Below are 14,729 nucleotides of genomic sequence, written 5' to 3'. Positions count from 1 at the left end.
TAACCATGCCGGCAGTCGCGTCGGAAAGAAATCCGGCCTATGAAACACCGATCGCGCCGATTGACAGAATCCCCTCCTTTGCCGACAGGCAAATTCTGCCTGCCCGTTTTCATTGGTGATCCATACTATAGCTGGCCGATTTGGAGCGGTGGTGAGGGCATATTTGACATGAATAACTCTTTACTCGCTTTCACTTCGGGGACTCGTCGAGCAAGGTGCGCGCCAGCGGCACGACCTTTGATCCATAAAGTTCAATGCTCTGCATAAGTTTGTCGTGATCCATGGGACCAGCAGAATACTTCATCTGGAACCGTGATATCCCAAGCGTCCGGACGGTGGTTGCGATCTTTTGGGCCACGGTCTCCGCCGATCCCGCATACAGCGAACCATGTTCGATCTCGTTCTCAAAATCCTGCTCGGTCACCGGCGGCCAGCCACGTTCCTTGCCGAGCCGGTCCCGGATCTTCTTGAAATGTGGGAACAGGTCACGGCGAGCCTGCTCATCGCTTTCGGCTATATAGCCTGGTGAATGGACGCCAATAGCGCCGAGCGTTCCCAGCTTGGTCGGAAGCCTTTTTGTAGAGCTCGACATAGGGCACAAACCGGGCTGGATCGCCACCGATGATGGCCAGCATCAGATTCATATCATACCGGACTGCACGTATGACGGACTCCGGGCTACCGCCGACACCGATCCAGGTTTTAAGCCGACCGTCTCCGATGGGCGGATAGATGCGCTGATCCTCCAGCGGCGCGCGCCAGTCACCGCGATAATTGACGACGTCTTTGGAGACGATCTCCGAGAACAGATCGAGTTTCTCTTTAAACAGTTCCTCGTATTTCGACAGGTCGTAGCCGAAGAGTGGGAAGGACTCGATAAACGAACCGCGGCCGAGAATGACTTCGGCGCGCCCGTTCGAAATCGCATCGAGTGTCGAGAACCGCTGAAACACACGGATCGGGTCGTCTGAACTGAGAACGGTGACGGCGGAGCCGAGCCGTATCTTGCTGGTCTGAGCCGCAATGGCAGCCAACACCACCTCCGGCGCGGAGATGGCAAAATCCTTGCGGTGGTGTTCGCCGACACCGAAGAAGTCGATGCCGTGCCGGTCAGCCAGAACTGCCTCTTCGACCACATTGCGGATTACCTGCGGCTGCGCAAGCAGGTCTCCGTCAGGGCCTGTTGTGACATCGCCGAACGTATCGAGGCCGAATTCCAAGGGTTGTGTCATGATATGTTCCAATCGGATAAAAGAAGACGTTGTTAGCGCACAGCTGGGAGTGACGATGAGGGCGAGCCGGATCCTGCTGACGAGGTCGCATTTTTCGTCCACGGCCACTGGCCATCGATCTCGGCTTCAAGGGAAAAACTGAGAAATGTCCGGATGAGCACGATCAGTCCGAGAAGTCCGACGCTTTCCCAGGTCAGTGGTGCGATGATGGTCGCTATGATGTCAGCACCGATCAGGATCTCCAGTCCCAACAAGATCCCGCGGCCGAGATTGGCGCGGTAGCGCTCATAGGCCTCGCGTTGGTCGATCGAGAAGACATCCCTGATGTATCCGACGGTTGCGACCAGAACGCCGACCAGGATCACACCCACGCCGAAGAATTCCAGACCGGTAGCCAAGGGCTTGAGAATGGGTGCTATCAGGTTGGCGATACCGCTTGCCTCACTGCCGATATCCATGATGATTTCCTCTTCAATTCAACAGAGCAGAAGCTGGTAAGGTTTCAGGATTCGGCTGCCGCGCTGCTTGCAAACAGAGCGACGACCGCTATGACAGCAGGCAGGGTGAAAGCGACAGCGGGTGCGTACATGTAGCCGACGGCACCAAAGCCGCAGCCAAGGGCAAAAGTCGCCACGGCAGCCGCCATCTTCTTTATCCGCGCCTTGGCCGTTGCAACCTCGTCGGCTTTCGGATCGGCCAGAATGTCGGCAAGATCCAGCATGATTTGCGTGGTCGTGCCGGTCATCAGTGTCGATGGCGGCGCTTTCGACAGATGCGCCTTGTGAAGCCCGTTCTGAATGGCCATCGCGGAAACCAGCGCCATGCCGACCGTAAGAGTGGCGACGCCTTCGTCTGCCCGGAACGGACCGTGATAGAGCGCGTAGGCGGCAACGCCGACGAATAGCAAGAGCTTGACCACAAGCATCGGACGGATCGGCGAGCGATTTTGGCTCGGCAGTTTCAGGCAGACCAGCCGTGAGGCAAAGACGACCAGGCAGAACACCGGCAGTGCCAGGAGTTTTGACCATGCGCCATCCAGACCGTGCGCCATGCTTGCGCCAAGCGTCACGAAGTTACCCGTGACATGCGCGGTAAACAGGCCGGACAGCGACAGGAAGCCAAGGGTATCGACATAACCGCCGTTGAAGCTCAGGAGGGTCGGAAGGGGGGGAGTTTTCATCGCTGTTCTCTTATCTAAAATCTGGTATCGCGATGTTCTGTCTCGCGATATGCCCCAGTTTTGCCCGCAAATCCTCCGTTCAACAATTGTATCAATAGTTTCGAATTTATTGCGCCGCGCGACATAATGAAAAGGGCGACCGAAGCCGCCCTGCCATTTGTTCTGATGCTGGTATCGTTATGCAGCACCTGGCCGATTGATCGTCAGGAAATGCCGGACGACCGGCTTTTCGGGTCCGACATGGTAGGTCAGCACCTTGCCCTGTAGGTCGGCGTCGGCATTGGAAACCCGCTTGTGCTGGCGAAGGTGCTCGGCCCAGGATTCCACCATGAACCATTCGACGATCTTTTCCGGATCGGCACTGTCTTCGGTGACACCCCATCCATAGGCTCCGTCGCGGCGCCGTTCCTGGGAGAGTGTATCGAGCGCATACAGGAAGGCGCTGCGATGCTGCCTCTCGATCTTGTATTCGATCAGGATCAGGACCGGACCACGATCATGGGCAAAAGGGCTCGGCAACGAGCGGCTCGGGCCAATGGTTGGACGGTACCATGTCGGCATCGCCGGCCGGAAGCTTGATACGGTGCATGATGAAGCCTGCCACGAGAAGACCGGCCGCACCGATGAACAGGCTCGTCTGGATGCCGACCGCGGTACCGACGGCGCCCCAGCCAAGGCTGCCTGCCGTCATCACACCGTTGAAGACGGTCAGATAGACGGAAAGACCACGACCACGCACCCAGTTCGGGAGCACAGCCTGCGCGGCGCCATTCAGTGTCGTCAGCGCGGTGATCCATGCGCCACCAAGGAAAAGAAGCGCAACGATGGCGACGATCTTTGGCGGAGCGAGCGATAGGACGGCCATGACGATGACGGTGAGAACCGCCGCGCCAAGTAGTAGGCCATCTGAACTCAGGCGTTCGCGCAGTTTCGGCATGACCAGTGCACCGCCGATCGCGTCGGCGCCGACCGCGCCCAGCAGAATGCCATGGAAGCTGGCGTCACCACCGAGCAACTGGCGGGCTACGAGGGGCAAAAGTGCCCAAACGGCGCTGGCGAAGGCGAAGAAGATCGCGGCACGCAACAGCACGACATGCAGTGGCCGGCTTGAGCGGGTGTAGCGAAGGCCTGCCCGGAATGCGCCGAAGAAGTTCTCCTGGAGCGCATCGTTGGCGTTCTTAGCCCGCGGCCACCAGACCAGCGAACGGCACTCTTCGTCCGCACGCGGCGCGGTCTGTCGCCGACCGACGCCGCGCTGGAGATTAGACGGCTTGCGGAATCGTTGGCCTCCGTGTCGGCGGCATTCCTTCGCACGGCCGAGGGGTGCGCCGGTGAAGTCAGTGGGACCGTGCGTATCAGCGCGAGCGAAATCGTGGGCATCAAACATCTGCCCTCGATCCTGACGCGGCTGCGCGAAGACCACCCGCAATCGCGATCGAACTCTCGCTTTCGAATTCCCTTGACGATCTCCTCCAGCGCAAAGCGGATATCGCGATCCGCATGGTTCAACCCGAGCAGCAGGCCCAGGTGGCGAAAAGGATCGGCGTCATATCCATCGGTTTACATGCGCATCGCCGATACCTCGAGCGCCGGGGCGTTCTCAACAGCATGGGGGCACTTGCGAACCATGATCCGATTGGCTTCGATACCGAAACGCCTGCGATCCGGGCGGTCGCGCAGCGCTACCCGGCCATAACCCGAGTGCCTTTGCGCTGCGCGTCGACAGCGACGTCGCCCAGCTTGCAGCGATCCGGGCAGCCTTTGGTATTGGTATCTGCCAGGTGCCGATCATCGCCGCGGATCCTGAGCTGGTGCGGGTGCTTCCCGATCGGTTCAACTTTGACCTAGAAACCTGGGTTGTAATGCACGAGGGTCTACGGGGCAGCGCGCGCTGCCGGATCGTGTTTGATGTGCTCGTCGAGGAACTGAAGAAACTGGCGCTTTCGTGTGATGGCTGCTCATGGGTGCTGACAATGCGGGATTGGCCACTGTGATCGGCACGCTCTGCCTGAAGGTAGGCAGAGGGCTAACTTTGAAAGCTCGTCTTTCGTTATGACAATAAGCCGTCGGTAGGTCCCCGCTGATTAAGAACCCGCCGAATGCGATGCTGTTCTCGACGAGCAAAGGACTAAGAGAGGTCAGCCTAGCCACCAGTCTAAATGAAGGGGGTGGCGGCTTCTAAAAGTCTCTCGAAATAGCGAGCAGGGGAAGTAGCACCTACTGTTTAAATGCTTGGCGAAGCGGTATTCTCTGCTGGCCGTCTTTTTCAAAATTCTCGGGATCTAGCCATTTGAGATAACCCCGACGCAATGCTTCCCATTCGGAATCAATGATCGAAAACCAGGCGGTGTCGCGGCTCTCGCCTTTAACCACCATGTTCTGTCGGAATATGCCCTCAAATTGGTATCCGTACCGTTCGGCCGCCTTCCGAGAAGGCGCATTTCGCGAATTACATCGCCACTGATAACGACGATATCCTAGCTTAAAGATATAGTCCGCAAACAGAAAGAAAGCTTCGGTAGCGAGGCGTGTGCCGGCCATTCCTGGGCCCCATAAAATATGCCCGATCTCCGCAGAACCGTGCGCGGTGCTGATATCCATCAAAGCTTGGCGCCCCACCACCCTGTCGGTTTCCTTGTCAAGGACGACGAAAAAAAGGGGATCGATGGATACCGCTTTTTCTTCCAACCAGTTCCGAAAGGCGTTCTTATCTTCCGGCACGACGTCTGGAAGCCAGCGATGCAGCCGTTCGGCGTCTGGCCCACAGACGGCATCGAACAATTGGTCACCATGTGTGTCGACGTTCAGTGGCTCGAGACGCACATAGCGCCCCTCCATAGCTATTTTTTCTGGAGCAGGTACACCATTCCAGTTTCTAAAGTCAGTCATTGGTAAAACTCCAAACGCGGGTCGGGATTAGCCACAATTTTTACCGCCGCTTGCTTTCGCTTTCGTCTCTTTTGCGAGTGCATGGCGACAGTTACCCTTGAACCACACCTACCAAGCTCCTGCCCCTGAAATCAGTCAGATCGGCTGAAGGATTTCTAGACGTGCCTGACGGCTCGAATTAACTATCAGTCGCGGTATCCCGGCGCTTCCTGGTCCAGCACCCGACGGATGCTCTGCAGATGCATACTGGCGCTTTCAGGGTCCCCTTCCCGCATCTGTCGCGCCGCTTCGGCTGCGACATCAGGCAAAACCGGCAGGAGCTTGCGGCCAGAGCTCATCGCCTTCAACTGAACTTCGGCCGCTCGTTCGAGATAGTAGAGATCATCCCAGGCTTCAGCGATGTTGGGCGCACAAACCATGACGCCATGGTTCTTCATGAACAGGATATCCTTGTCACCAAGCACGGAGGCGATCCTGTCACCCTCGCTCTCATCGAGCGCGAGACCGTTGTAGTTTTCATCCACCGCGACACGGCCGTAGAACTTGAGGGCCGTCTGTCCTGCCCAGACCAACGGCTCGCCTTCCACCATGCTGAGCGCTGTTGCATTTGGCATATGGGTATGGAAGGCAGCGCCCACCCGCGGTGACATCTTGTGCAGCCGCGCATGAATGTAAAAGGCGGTCGCCTCTGGCACTCCATCGCCTGCAACCACATTGCCTTCGAAATCACAGATCAGCAGTGATGAAGCGGTTGCCTCCTGAAACGCCCAGCCGAGGCGGTTGACGATGAAGAGATCTGGGTGACCGGGCACAACGGCCGAGAAATGGTTGCAGATCCCCTCTTCAAGACCCAGGCGAGAAGCCATGCGCAGGCAAGCAGCAAGATCAACCCTTGCCTGCCATATCTCGTCGCTATACATCTTCAGATTATAACTGAGACTGTGGTTCAACTTGGAAATATTCAGTTCATGCGCCATGCTTTCCCCTTGAGTTACATCCAACCTGCCGCAAGAAGGATGGCCGTCACCCTGTCGAGCGTCGGGACGATTGCATTGGGCTGGTAGTCAGACAGTGGTTTGCGGCACGTGCCGCGGTCAACCCAGACCGTGCGAAATCCAAGCTCACGCGCTGCGGCGAGATCCAGATGCGGGCTGGCGCATATATGGACGAGATCGTTCATGCCGATGCCAAAGCTGTTCCAGGCATGATGAAAAATCTGGCTGGAGGGCTTGTAAGCACCGGCCTGCTCAGCCGTGATGACACGGTCGATGGAACCGCCAAGCTGGGCGACATTTCCGGCGATGATAGCGTCGTCAGTGTTCGAGATGATCGCAAGGCGGAAACCGGCGGCCTTCAACGTTTCCAACGTTGCCACGACCTCGGGAAATGGAGGCATCCTGCCGATGGAGGAGGTCAGGATATCGGCATCCGTAGCCTCGAACGCAAGGCCGAATTCGCTCATGGCCCGTTCCAGCGCAAGGGCGCTGACCTCGGCAAACGTTCGGTGAGGGCGCTCCACTTCCAGCGCATGTTCATGCCGGTCATAAACCGCGATGAAAATCTTCTGATCGATATCGCCGCCTTTTGCGGACAGTATCCTGTCCATCGCCGCCAACAGGCCCTCGTCCCACTGGATCAGGGTTCCGTAACAATCAAAGGTCAGCCAGCCCGGCTTGGGTCCGGTCAAGTTCATATATGTTCTCCTAGCGTTTTCCCAAGATTGACAAAACCTGCGTAGATTGAGAAATTAAATCTTATTATCCCTATCATTGGCAAATCAAATGAGCTTCGGCTTCGATCTGGACCTCCTGAAAACCTTTGCCGCCGTCGTCGACTGCGGCGGCTTTACCAAGGCTGCCGAGCGGGTGCACCTGACGCAATCGACGGTGAGCCAGCAGATCAAGAAGCTGGAGGTCAATATGGGCAGCTGGCTGCTGCATCGGAACAAATCTTCCGGAACCGTCGAGACAACTGAGGCCGGGGAACTGCTGCTGAGCTATGCGCGCAGGATACTGGCAACCGCGGAGGAAGCCGCCGAGGTGATGCGCGAACCTTCGGCACCCCGAACCGTGCGCCTCGGGGTGCCGGAGGATTTTGCCGGGCGTCGCCTGATTGACCTGCTGTCGGGATTTTCCGCCGCGTCACCCCATATCAGGCTTGATACGGTCAGCGGCTGGAGCACGGAGCTTCGCCGCCTGCTGGATGCGGGCGAGATTGATCTGGCATTGATCAAGCGTGAGCCCGGAAATGGGGAATGTCTTGCCAGCTGGAAAGAACAATTGATCTGGGTGGAAAGTGCCACGCGCTCCGCCGAGGCCGATCCCGTGCCCCTCGCGGTATTTCCCGTCGGCTGCATCTATCGGGATCGCGCCATCCGCGCTATCGAGCGCAGCGGTCGGCGTTGGCGGATTGCTTATACGAGCCAGGGTTTGATGGGGGTACAAGCAGCCGTCGCTTCTGGTCTTGGCATCAGTCTCCTGCCTTCCGATGCCATACTTCCTGAACATCGGGAACTCGGACCGGAGGATGGCTTCGACGATCAGCCGGCATCCGAAATCGCACTGGTTAAAGGACGGGCGAGTCTCTCGTCAGAGGCTCAGTCCGTCGGGAATTTTTTGGCTGATATGTTGTCGTAGCGGTGTCCAGTCGATCGCTGCTCGCGTGCCGCTCGCAGTCAAGGTGCCCGAACAAGTTGCGTAACCGAAGTTTACCGAAAGCCCAGCGGCCAACCGAGGAGACCACCGATGTTATATGAACGGAAGGGAATTTCGTTTCGATGTCAGTCGGCGTCACCTCGAGAGCGAGACCCAGGTGGCTGCATGTGCATACGGTGGTCGAACCCACGACCTCTCCGATCCGTGGCTGGGGCTACCTTGTCTCTAACATGCTGCGCAAGAGCTTCCACTTCAGAATAGCCGTTAACTGACAGAAATGAGACATGGGAGCGCATGGCCTTTTCGAGGGCCCCGAAGCTGATTCAAGTGCGGCTTAACGCCTCGACTGCTTTGGCCATAAGGTTGGCAAAGCTATCCCAGACGTGAAACATGTTTGGACAGGCTTTTAAGGTGGCGCGCCAACTTGTTCGGACAATCGTTGCGCCAAGGCAATGTCACCGTTCAAAGATCAACTTGTTCTTACCGATCTAGTCTAGGCGAGGCGGCGCCCCGAACGACACTTTTCACTAACGAGGCGTCTGGAAGCTGACAAGCTCATTTATCGGGCGAGCCACCAGGGTCAAATAGCGTTGCCTTTTCGGCAATTCAAAGTGCGCATAATTGTTCTTTATTAGAACGCCAAATTCCCTCATCATCCGCTTCATTGGTGGATAAAAGACGAAAAGTCTGATCGCCCAATCAATAGGGGAACTATCAGCATGTCTCAATTAATGATGGATCGTCGCCGTTTCCTATCCAATTCTGCCTTAGTCGGGGGTCTTGCCGCGGCCCAGACGTTTATTGGCGTCCGTGCCGGCCATGCCAGCGATGAGGCCGCGGTGCGGATGCAGCTCGGATGGCTCGCCTCCAATGGCGTGATTGGCGAAGTCGCCGCGATGAAAAAGGGATTCTTCAAGGAACAGGGCGTCACGCTTACCATCGTTCCGGGTGGGCCGAATGTCGATGGCGTCGCCGGTGTCGCAGCCGGGCAGTCGACCATAGGTCAGCTCTCCTCAAGCCCGTCGATCATGCTGGCGCGTTCCGCCGGCGTTCCGGTCAAGGCTTTCCTCGCGGGCTACCGCAAGCATCCTTTTACGTATTTCTCGAAACAGGCCAAGCCTATCAGGACGCCGCAGGACATGATTGGCAAAACGATTGCGACGCCGCCGACCTCGATGGTCCTTCTCAAGGCTCTCCTGGCAAAGAACGGCATTGCAGAAAGCCAGGTGAAGATCGTCAATATGGGCTCCGACATGAACCAGCTGCTCACCGGCCAGGCCGATGCGGTGTCCGGTTGGGTGACGAACACGAACGCTCTTGCCGTGCTCGGTGACGATCGCGTCGACATGATGCTCTGGGATGCCGGCCTGCAGCTCTACGCCAACGTATATTATACGACCGATCAGCAGCTCGATGAGCATAGCAACGTGTTGGTTCGCTTCACCACCGCTGCGGCCAAGGGATGGGGTTATGTCCGCGACAATCCGGAAGAAGCGGTCGACATGCTTGTCGAAGCCTATCCCAATCTGGACAAGGCAAGCGAACTCAAGGCCGTGCGTTCGGTGATCGATTTCTCCTTCGGCGACAGCACCAAGGAAACCGGCTGGGGCGCGATGAGCAAGGAAAACTGGGCGGCGCAGATCAAGGCCTATGCCGACCTCAAGCAGTTTGCCGGAGCGGTGCCGACTGTCGACGACGTCGCGACCATGTCCATTCTTGAGGCAACCGCGGCTATCCGCAAAAAGGTCGGATGAGGGTCATGATGGGAGCGACATCAGCCAAACGGCCTGCGCCTGTGCCAGACGAATCAGGTCTGGCGGTTGCGGTCAGTCATCTCGATATCCGCTTCGGCGACAAAGATAACGAGTTTACAGCTCTCTCCGATGTAACGGTGGATATCCCACAAGGGGCCTTTGTCACCATGCTAGGGCCATCGGGCTGTGGCAAGTCGACCCTTCTGCGCTGTGTCGCGGATCTCGTCCATATAAGCGCCGGCTCGGTCTCCGTTCTCGGGCGCGGGCCGCAGCAAGCGCGGGAGGCACGCGATTTCGCCTTCGTTTTCCAGGACGCGACCCTGCTTCCCTGGCGCAGCGTCATCGACAATGTGTGCTTGCCGCTCGAAGTCGGAAAACACGACAAGTCCTCCTATGCCGATCCTTACAAGCTGATTGAAATGGTCGGCCTCAAGGGACGCGAGAACGCCTTGCCGCACGAGCTTTCCGGCGGGATGCGGCAGCGCGTGGCGATTGCCCGCGCCCTGGTAACTCGTCCGCGAATTCTTTTGATGGACGAACCGTTCGGTGCACTGGACGAAATCACCCGCGACAAGCTGAACGAGGAGCTGCTGCGGCTGTGGCAGGAAACGGGAACGACGATCCTGTTCGTCACCCATTCCATTCCGGAAGCCGCTTTCCTCGGCCAGTACGTCCTGATGCTGCAGGCTCATCCCGGCCGCGTGAAGGAATTCATGAAAGTGGACCTTCCCTATCCGCGTTCGCTTGCGATGCGCGACACGGTGGAGTTCATCAAGGTCACGGCGCATTTGCGCTCGCTCCTGGAGGAATGCCTATGAGCGACGTGGTACAAACAGGACAGCGCGGCATGGGCGCCGTCCCGCGCAAGATCGCGCTGATCGATGCAACGGTCGGCGTTCTTTCGAGAAACATTCCGGCGATTGTCGCGGCCGTCGGCTGTATCGTCCTCTGGCAGCTGGTCGTCTGGGTCTTCAAGATCCCGACATTCATGGCGCCGAGCCCGGTCGAGGTGGTGTTTGCCCTGCGGGACAATGCCGCGACGCTGATGCGCAACTTTCTGCCGACGTTGCTGGAGGCTGTGCTCGGCTTCATTTTCGGCAATCTCGTCGCCATCCTGCTCGCAATCTGGTTCGTGCACAGCAAAGTCGCCGAAAAGGCGTTTTATCCCATTGCGGTATTCGTCAAGGCGATCCCAATCATTGCGCTTGCGCCTATTCTGGTCTTGATCTTCGGAAACGGGATCACGCCAAAAATCATCATCGCGGGCCTGATCTGTTTCTTTCCGACGCTGGTCAACATGGTGCAGGGGCTGCGTTCCGCGCCGCCCGCCATGCTGGACCTGATGCGGGTTCTCTCTGCAAGCCAATCGGAAATCCTCTGGAAGGTGCGCATTCCGAGTTCCCTGCCGTTCCTGTTTGCGGCGCTAAAGATCGCCGCCACCAGCAGCGTCATGGGTGCAATCGTTGCGGAATGGATCGGATCGAGTTTTGGGCTCGGCGCGCTAATCATCGAGGCGACCTACAATTTCCGTTCGCCGCTTCTTTACGCAACAGTGGTGATCGCCGCTTTGCTGGCGGTGGTGCTTTTCTTCATCGTTTCGGTCGTCGAAACCAAGGTCGTGCGCTGGAAGCCCGCCGGGCAGCATTAACGCATGCGCAAAACAAGGATCTGAAACGCGACGCGCTTCAGGCACAAGCCATATAAATCAAGGGGAGACAAATGACCCAGGTTATTCATCAGCCTGCGCGGGAGATCCGTGTCGTCGATCGTTCGGATGTCGTGGTCGTCGGCGGCGGTCCCGCCGGCATTTCGGCTGCGGTTTCGGCAGCCCGCAATGGCGCCAGCGTCACCCTGCTCGAGCGCTATCCCTATGTCGGTGGGCTTGCGAGCGGCGGCATGGTGCTGGTGCTCGACGACATGATCAACCAGCTCGAGGTCACCGTGCGGGGCATCTGCATGGAGATGATCGAGCGGATGAAGCGCTGGGACCTGTGCGTCACGCCAAGCGATCGCGACCAGCTGATCGAATTTCGCGAGACGCCGGAAGCTTGGCAGCGCTGGGCGCGCTGGGGTCTTTTCGATTTCCATACGCAATCAATGCCGCACCCGATCTGCTTTTCGGCAGCCTTCGATCCCGACGGTTTCAAGCGTGCTGCCTATGACATGATCGGCGAGAGCCGGGTCAAGCTGCGGACGCATAGCTGGTTCTCCTCGGCCATCGTTGAGGATGACGCGATCAAGGGCGTCGTCTGCCAGACCAAGGACGGCATGCAGGCCATCATGGGCGATGTCGTCATTGATACCACCGGCGACCTCGATGTCGCGGCAAATGCCGGGGCATCGCATATCGAATCCAATTTCATCCTGACGACTGTTTCACGGTGGGGCGGTGTCGATACGGATGCGGCCGAACGTTTCGAACAGCAGGAGCCGGAAGTCTTCAAGGCGCTCGATCACGAAGCCAAGCGGCTGATCGGCGGATGCTGGTCCTTCTGGTGGCTGAAGACGCCGCTGCCAGGCGTCGTCTGGCTAAACTGCCCGCATATGCCGACGCTGAGTGGTCTGAAGGTCGAAGACCTGACGAACGCGGAGATGGAAGGCCGCTCGCGGATCGCAAAGCTGCTCGATTTTGCACGGGAAAAGATGCCCGGCTTCGAGAATGCCTATGTTGTCGATTTCGCGCCGCAGACTGGCGTGCGCCAGACGCGCCTGCTGCAGGGAGACTATGTCGTGACGAAGGACGACGTCATGACGCGCCGCCATTTTGCCGACACGGTCTGCCGCGGCCGTGATTACTACACGCCCTTCCGCGCGATGTTGCCCAAGGAGGTCGACCAGTTGATCGTTGCCGGGCGACATTATTCGTCCACGCCGCAAGCGCAAAAATCCAGCCGCGAGATCCCGCCCTGCATGGCGATGGGCGAAGCGGCGGGTATCGCCGCAACCGTTGCCCTCAATGCCGGAACGACCGTTCGCAAGGCAGATATCCGGGCAATTCAGAAGCAGATGCGCGCCCAGGGCGCCGATCCCGGCGACATTCCCTCGGAGAACGCTACATATTTGGAGGCCGCGGAATGACGACTTTGCCACTCAACGGAATCCGCGTGATCGACTTCACGCAGGTCATGCTGGGCCCTTCCTGCACGCAGGTCCTGGGCGACTATGGCGCCGAAGTCATCAAGATCGAAAAGGTGAAGATTGGCGACCTTTCCCGTTGGTCGCTGGGTTCCGATCCGGATGGGCTCAATAACCCGGTCTTCTGCTCTTTGAACCGTAACAAGAAGAGCTTAGCGCTGGATCTGAAGGATGTCGGCGCTCGCAAGACCGTCCTAGCCCTGCTCGAAACAGCGGATATCGTCGTCAACAACTTCCGGCCCGGGGTGATGGAACGCATGGGCTTCGGTTACGAGGACCTGAAGAAGATCAATCCTCGTCTGATTTATGCCGTCGGCACCGGCTTCGGGCTGACTGGCCCCTACCAACACAAGGGCGGCCAGGACGTGCTGGCGCAGGCTGTTTCCGGCGTCATGCGCCGCAAGTCCGACAACAGCCACCCTACCTCGATCTATGCCACGCCGCTTGCCGATTACTCGGCCGGCATGCATCTCGTCCAAGGCATCCTGCTCGCCCTACTGCAGCGAGACAAGACCGGCGAAGGTCAACAGGTTGCCGTCAGCCTCTACAACTCCATGATCGCTATGCAGATGCAGGAGGGCACGACGCATCTGATGCGGCAGAAGGATCTCAACTGGGGCGCCTTCCCACTGACGGGTGTCTTCGAGACAACGGACAGTGCGATCGTCATGGTCGGCGCCTTCAAACCGAACCCCCTGCGCGACATCTGTGAAGCGCTTGAGATCGAGGACCTCTCAAAATATCCGCATTATAAGGATTTCGACGCGCAAATGGCGCGGCGGCCGGAATTGCAGGCGATCTTCCGCGAGAATTTCGTGAGAAACAGCACCGCGCATTGGATCGCACGGCTGGAAGGGGTGGACATTCTTTGCGCGCCGGTCCGTTCGCTCCCCGAAGCCTTGGAGGACGAGCAGACGATCATTAACAAGATGATTCTTGAGGCCGGTGAGACCGCAGCCGGTCCGATTCGCCTGATCGGCTCACCGATCGACATGTCTGCTGCCCACATCACCGTGCGGATCGCGCCGCCTCAGCTCGGTCAGCACAACGAGGAAATTCTGGCTTCCCTTTCCAAAATACAGGGAGACGCCGCATGAGCGTTTCCTTGACGATAGAGGACCGCGTTGCCCGCGTGACGCTCAACAGGCCCGACCGGATGAATGCCGTCGATGCCGAGACCGAGGAGAGGCTAGAATCGGTCTGGACGGAGATCGAGACGCGCGACGACATCAGCTGTGTTGTCCTGACCGGTTCCGGCGAGAAAGCTTTTTGCGCAGGCGCCGACCTCAAAGGCGGCAGCGGCAGCTCCGGTTTCGACTACTGGACGGTTGGCCGGGAGAATGGTTTTGGTGGCCTTGCCTTTCGCCGTACGCTCGACGTACCCGTCATCGCGCGCATCAACGGATATGCGTTGGGCGGCGGATTCGAAATGGTGCTCGGCTGCGACATTGTGATCGCGGTGGACACGGCACGCTTCGGCCTTCCGGAAGCCCGTGTCGGCCGCATGCCGCTCGATGGCGGAATGGTGCTCCTGCAACGCAAGATCCCGTTCAACCGCGCCATGGCAGTTATGCTGACGGGGCGGCAGTTTGGCGCGAGTGAGATGGCAAGCTATGGCATCGTCAATGAAGTCGTGTCGGCCGCAGAGCTGGATGCGGCTGTCGATCGCTGGGTCTCCGACATTGTCGCTTGTGCGCCGCTATCGCTCCGAGCCATCAAGCAGACGGTCAATCGCACGGCGCATTTGAGCCCGGCCGAGGCGCAGGCATTACGGACGCCGGCCCTCATCAAGGCCCTGAAAAGCGAGGATGCCATGGAAGGTGTCGCGGCTTTCCGGGAGAAGCGGGCGCCGGTTTGGCGCGGCAGATAGGCATGCTATAGCTTC

General features: G+C 58.5%; 13 protein-coding genes and 2 pseudogenes. 8 read left to right on the top strand and 7 right to left on the bottom strand.

Annotation, left to right across the window (positions count from 1 at the left end):
- Positions 1-190: 190 nt before the first annotated feature.
- The 4 genes and pseudogenes from ACVTFQ_RS29040 to ACVTFQ_RS29025 form a co-directional block, all read right to left on the bottom strand.
- Positions 191-1,232, bottom strand: a pseudogene (locus tag ACVTFQ_RS29040) (LLM class flavin-dependent oxidoreductase).
- A 32-nt stretch (positions 1,233-1,264) separates the two neighbouring features.
- Entirely contained in the window at positions 1,265-1,690 is a 426-nt protein-coding gene (locus ACVTFQ_RS29035) for a DUF1622 domain-containing protein (protein WP_111564218.1), read from the bottom strand.
- Positions 1,691-1,734: 44 nt separating this feature from the next.
- Positions 1,735-2,412 carry a YoaK family protein gene (locus ACVTFQ_RS29030; RefSeq protein WP_111564219.1) on the bottom strand — a complete coding sequence of 226 codons (678 nt, stop codon included), beginning with the start codon at positions 2,410-2,412 and terminating at the stop codon, positions 1,735-1,737.
- A 177-nt stretch (positions 2,413-2,589) separates the two neighbouring features.
- Positions 2,590-3,616: pseudogene (locus ACVTFQ_RS29025) on the bottom strand (MFS transporter); the annotation flags it as partial.
- Positions 3,617-4,193: 577 nt separating this feature from the next.
- On the opposite strand from ACVTFQ_RS29025, the gene ACVTFQ_RS29020 reads away from it, so the two are divergent.
- Entirely contained in the window at positions 4,194-4,406 is a 213-nt protein-coding gene (locus ACVTFQ_RS29020; protein WP_162746483.1) for a hypothetical protein, read from the top strand.
- Between the two features lie 223 nt (positions 4,407-4,629).
- On the opposite strand, the gene ACVTFQ_RS29015 is transcribed toward ACVTFQ_RS29020, so the two are convergent.
- From ACVTFQ_RS29015 to ACVTFQ_RS29005, 3 genes are all read right to left on the bottom strand, one after another.
- On the bottom strand, positions 4,630-5,301 hold the full coding sequence (locus ACVTFQ_RS29015; protein ID WP_283193627.1) for a GNAT family N-acetyltransferase: 672 nt from the start codon (positions 5,299-5,301) through the stop codon (positions 4,630-4,632).
- Positions 5,302-5,486: 185 nt separating this feature from the next.
- Positions 5,487-6,278, bottom strand: a complete 792-nt coding sequence (locus ACVTFQ_RS29010; protein WP_283193626.1) for an aldolase — start codon at positions 6,276-6,278, stop codon at positions 5,487-5,489.
- A 14-nt stretch (positions 6,279-6,292) separates the two neighbouring features.
- Positions 6,293-6,994 (bottom strand): haloacid dehalogenase type II, encoded by a 702-nt coding sequence (locus ACVTFQ_RS29005; RefSeq protein WP_113177654.1) that lies wholly within the window; start codon positions 6,992-6,994, stop codon positions 6,293-6,295.
- Between the two features lie 88 nt (positions 6,995-7,082).
- On the opposite strand from ACVTFQ_RS29005, the gene ACVTFQ_RS29000 reads away from it, so the two are divergent.
- The 7 genes from ACVTFQ_RS29000 to ACVTFQ_RS28970 all read left to right on the top strand — a co-directional run bounded on the left by ACVTFQ_RS29000 (position 7,083) and on the right by ACVTFQ_RS28970 (position 14,714).
- On the top strand, positions 7,083-7,937 hold the full coding sequence (locus tag ACVTFQ_RS29000; protein ID WP_113177652.1) for a LysR substrate-binding domain-containing protein: 855 nt from the start codon (positions 7,083-7,085) through the stop codon (positions 7,935-7,937).
- 737 nt (positions 7,938-8,674) lie between these two features.
- Positions 8,675-9,709, top strand: a complete 1,035-nt coding sequence (locus tag ACVTFQ_RS28995) for an ABC transporter substrate-binding protein (RefSeq protein WP_113177650.1) — start codon at positions 8,675-8,677, stop codon at positions 9,707-9,709.
- Between the two features lie 8 nt (positions 9,710-9,717).
- Entirely contained in the window at positions 9,718-10,527 is an 810-nt protein-coding gene (locus tag ACVTFQ_RS28990) for an ABC transporter ATP-binding protein (protein ID WP_409527926.1), read from the top strand.
- Positions 10,524-11,357: an ABC transporter permease gene (locus ACVTFQ_RS28985; protein ID WP_113177646.1), complete on the top strand. Its 834-nt coding sequence runs from the start codon at positions 10,524-10,526 to the stop codon at positions 11,355-11,357. The genes ACVTFQ_RS28990 and ACVTFQ_RS28985 overlap by 4 nt, the downstream gene beginning before the upstream one ends.
- Positions 11,358-11,428: 71 nt before the next feature.
- On the top strand, positions 11,429-12,787 hold the full coding sequence (locus tag ACVTFQ_RS28980; protein ID WP_113177644.1) for an FAD-dependent oxidoreductase: 1,359 nt from the start codon (positions 11,429-11,431) through the stop codon (positions 12,785-12,787).
- Entirely contained in the window at positions 12,784-13,941 is a 1,158-nt protein-coding gene (locus ACVTFQ_RS28975) for a CaiB/BaiF CoA transferase family protein (RefSeq protein WP_283193624.1), read from the top strand. Before ACVTFQ_RS28980 ends, ACVTFQ_RS28975 begins: the two co-directional genes overlap by 4 nt.
- Entirely contained in the window at positions 13,938-14,714 is a 777-nt protein-coding gene (locus tag ACVTFQ_RS28970) for an enoyl-CoA hydratase-related protein (protein WP_113177640.1), read from the top strand. The genes ACVTFQ_RS28975 and ACVTFQ_RS28970 overlap by 4 nt, the downstream gene beginning before the upstream one ends.
- Positions 14,715-14,729 lie beyond the last annotated feature (15 nt).

The sequence above is a fragment of the Rhizobium sp. O111 genome (assembly GCF_055616315.1).
Note: the sequence above shows the minus strand (reverse complement) of the source record. Positions and strands in the feature narration are given on the sequence as shown.

What these genes read in the sequence shown, in the direction of transcription:
- ACVTFQ_RS29035 (WP_111564218.1), bottom strand. Translation starts at nt 1,690, where the DNA reads ATGGATATCGGCAGTGAGGCAAGCGGTATCGCCAACCTGATAGCACCC.
- ACVTFQ_RS29030 (WP_111564219.1), bottom strand. Translation starts at nt 2,412, where the DNA reads ATGAAAACTCCCCCCCTTCCGACCCTCCTGAGCTTCAACGGCGGTTAT.
- ACVTFQ_RS29015 (WP_283193627.1), bottom strand. Translation starts at nt 5,301, where the DNA reads ATGACTGACTTTAGAAACTGGAATGGTGTACCTGCTCCAGAAAAAATA.
- ACVTFQ_RS29010 (WP_283193626.1), bottom strand. Translation starts at nt 6,278, where the DNA reads ATGGCGCATGAACTGAATATTTCCAAGTTGAACCACAGTCTCAGTTAT.
- ACVTFQ_RS29005 (WP_113177654.1), bottom strand. Translation starts at nt 6,994, where the DNA reads ATGAACTTGACCGGACCCAAGCCGGGCTGGCTGACCTTTGATTGTTAC.
- ACVTFQ_RS29000 (WP_113177652.1), top strand. Translation starts at nt 7,083, where the DNA reads ATGAGCTTCGGCTTCGATCTGGACCTCCTGAAAACCTTTGCCGCCGTC.
- ACVTFQ_RS28995 (WP_113177650.1), top strand. Translation starts at nt 8,675, where the DNA reads ATGTCTCAATTAATGATGGATCGTCGCCGTTTCCTATCCAATTCTGCC.
- ACVTFQ_RS28990 (WP_409527926.1), top strand. Translation starts at nt 9,718, where the DNA reads ATGGGAGCGACATCAGCCAAACGGCCTGCGCCTGTGCCAGACGAATCA.
- ACVTFQ_RS28985 (WP_113177646.1), top strand. Translation starts at nt 10,524, where the DNA reads ATGAGCGACGTGGTACAAACAGGACAGCGCGGCATGGGCGCCGTCCCG.
- ACVTFQ_RS28980 (WP_113177644.1), top strand. Translation starts at nt 11,429, where the DNA reads ATGACCCAGGTTATTCATCAGCCTGCGCGGGAGATCCGTGTCGTCGAT.
- ACVTFQ_RS28975 (WP_283193624.1), top strand. Translation starts at nt 12,784, where the DNA reads ATGACGACTTTGCCACTCAACGGAATCCGCGTGATCGACTTCACGCAG.
- ACVTFQ_RS28970 (WP_113177640.1), top strand. Translation starts at nt 13,938, where the DNA reads ATGAGCGTTTCCTTGACGATAGAGGACCGCGTTGCCCGCGTGACGCTC.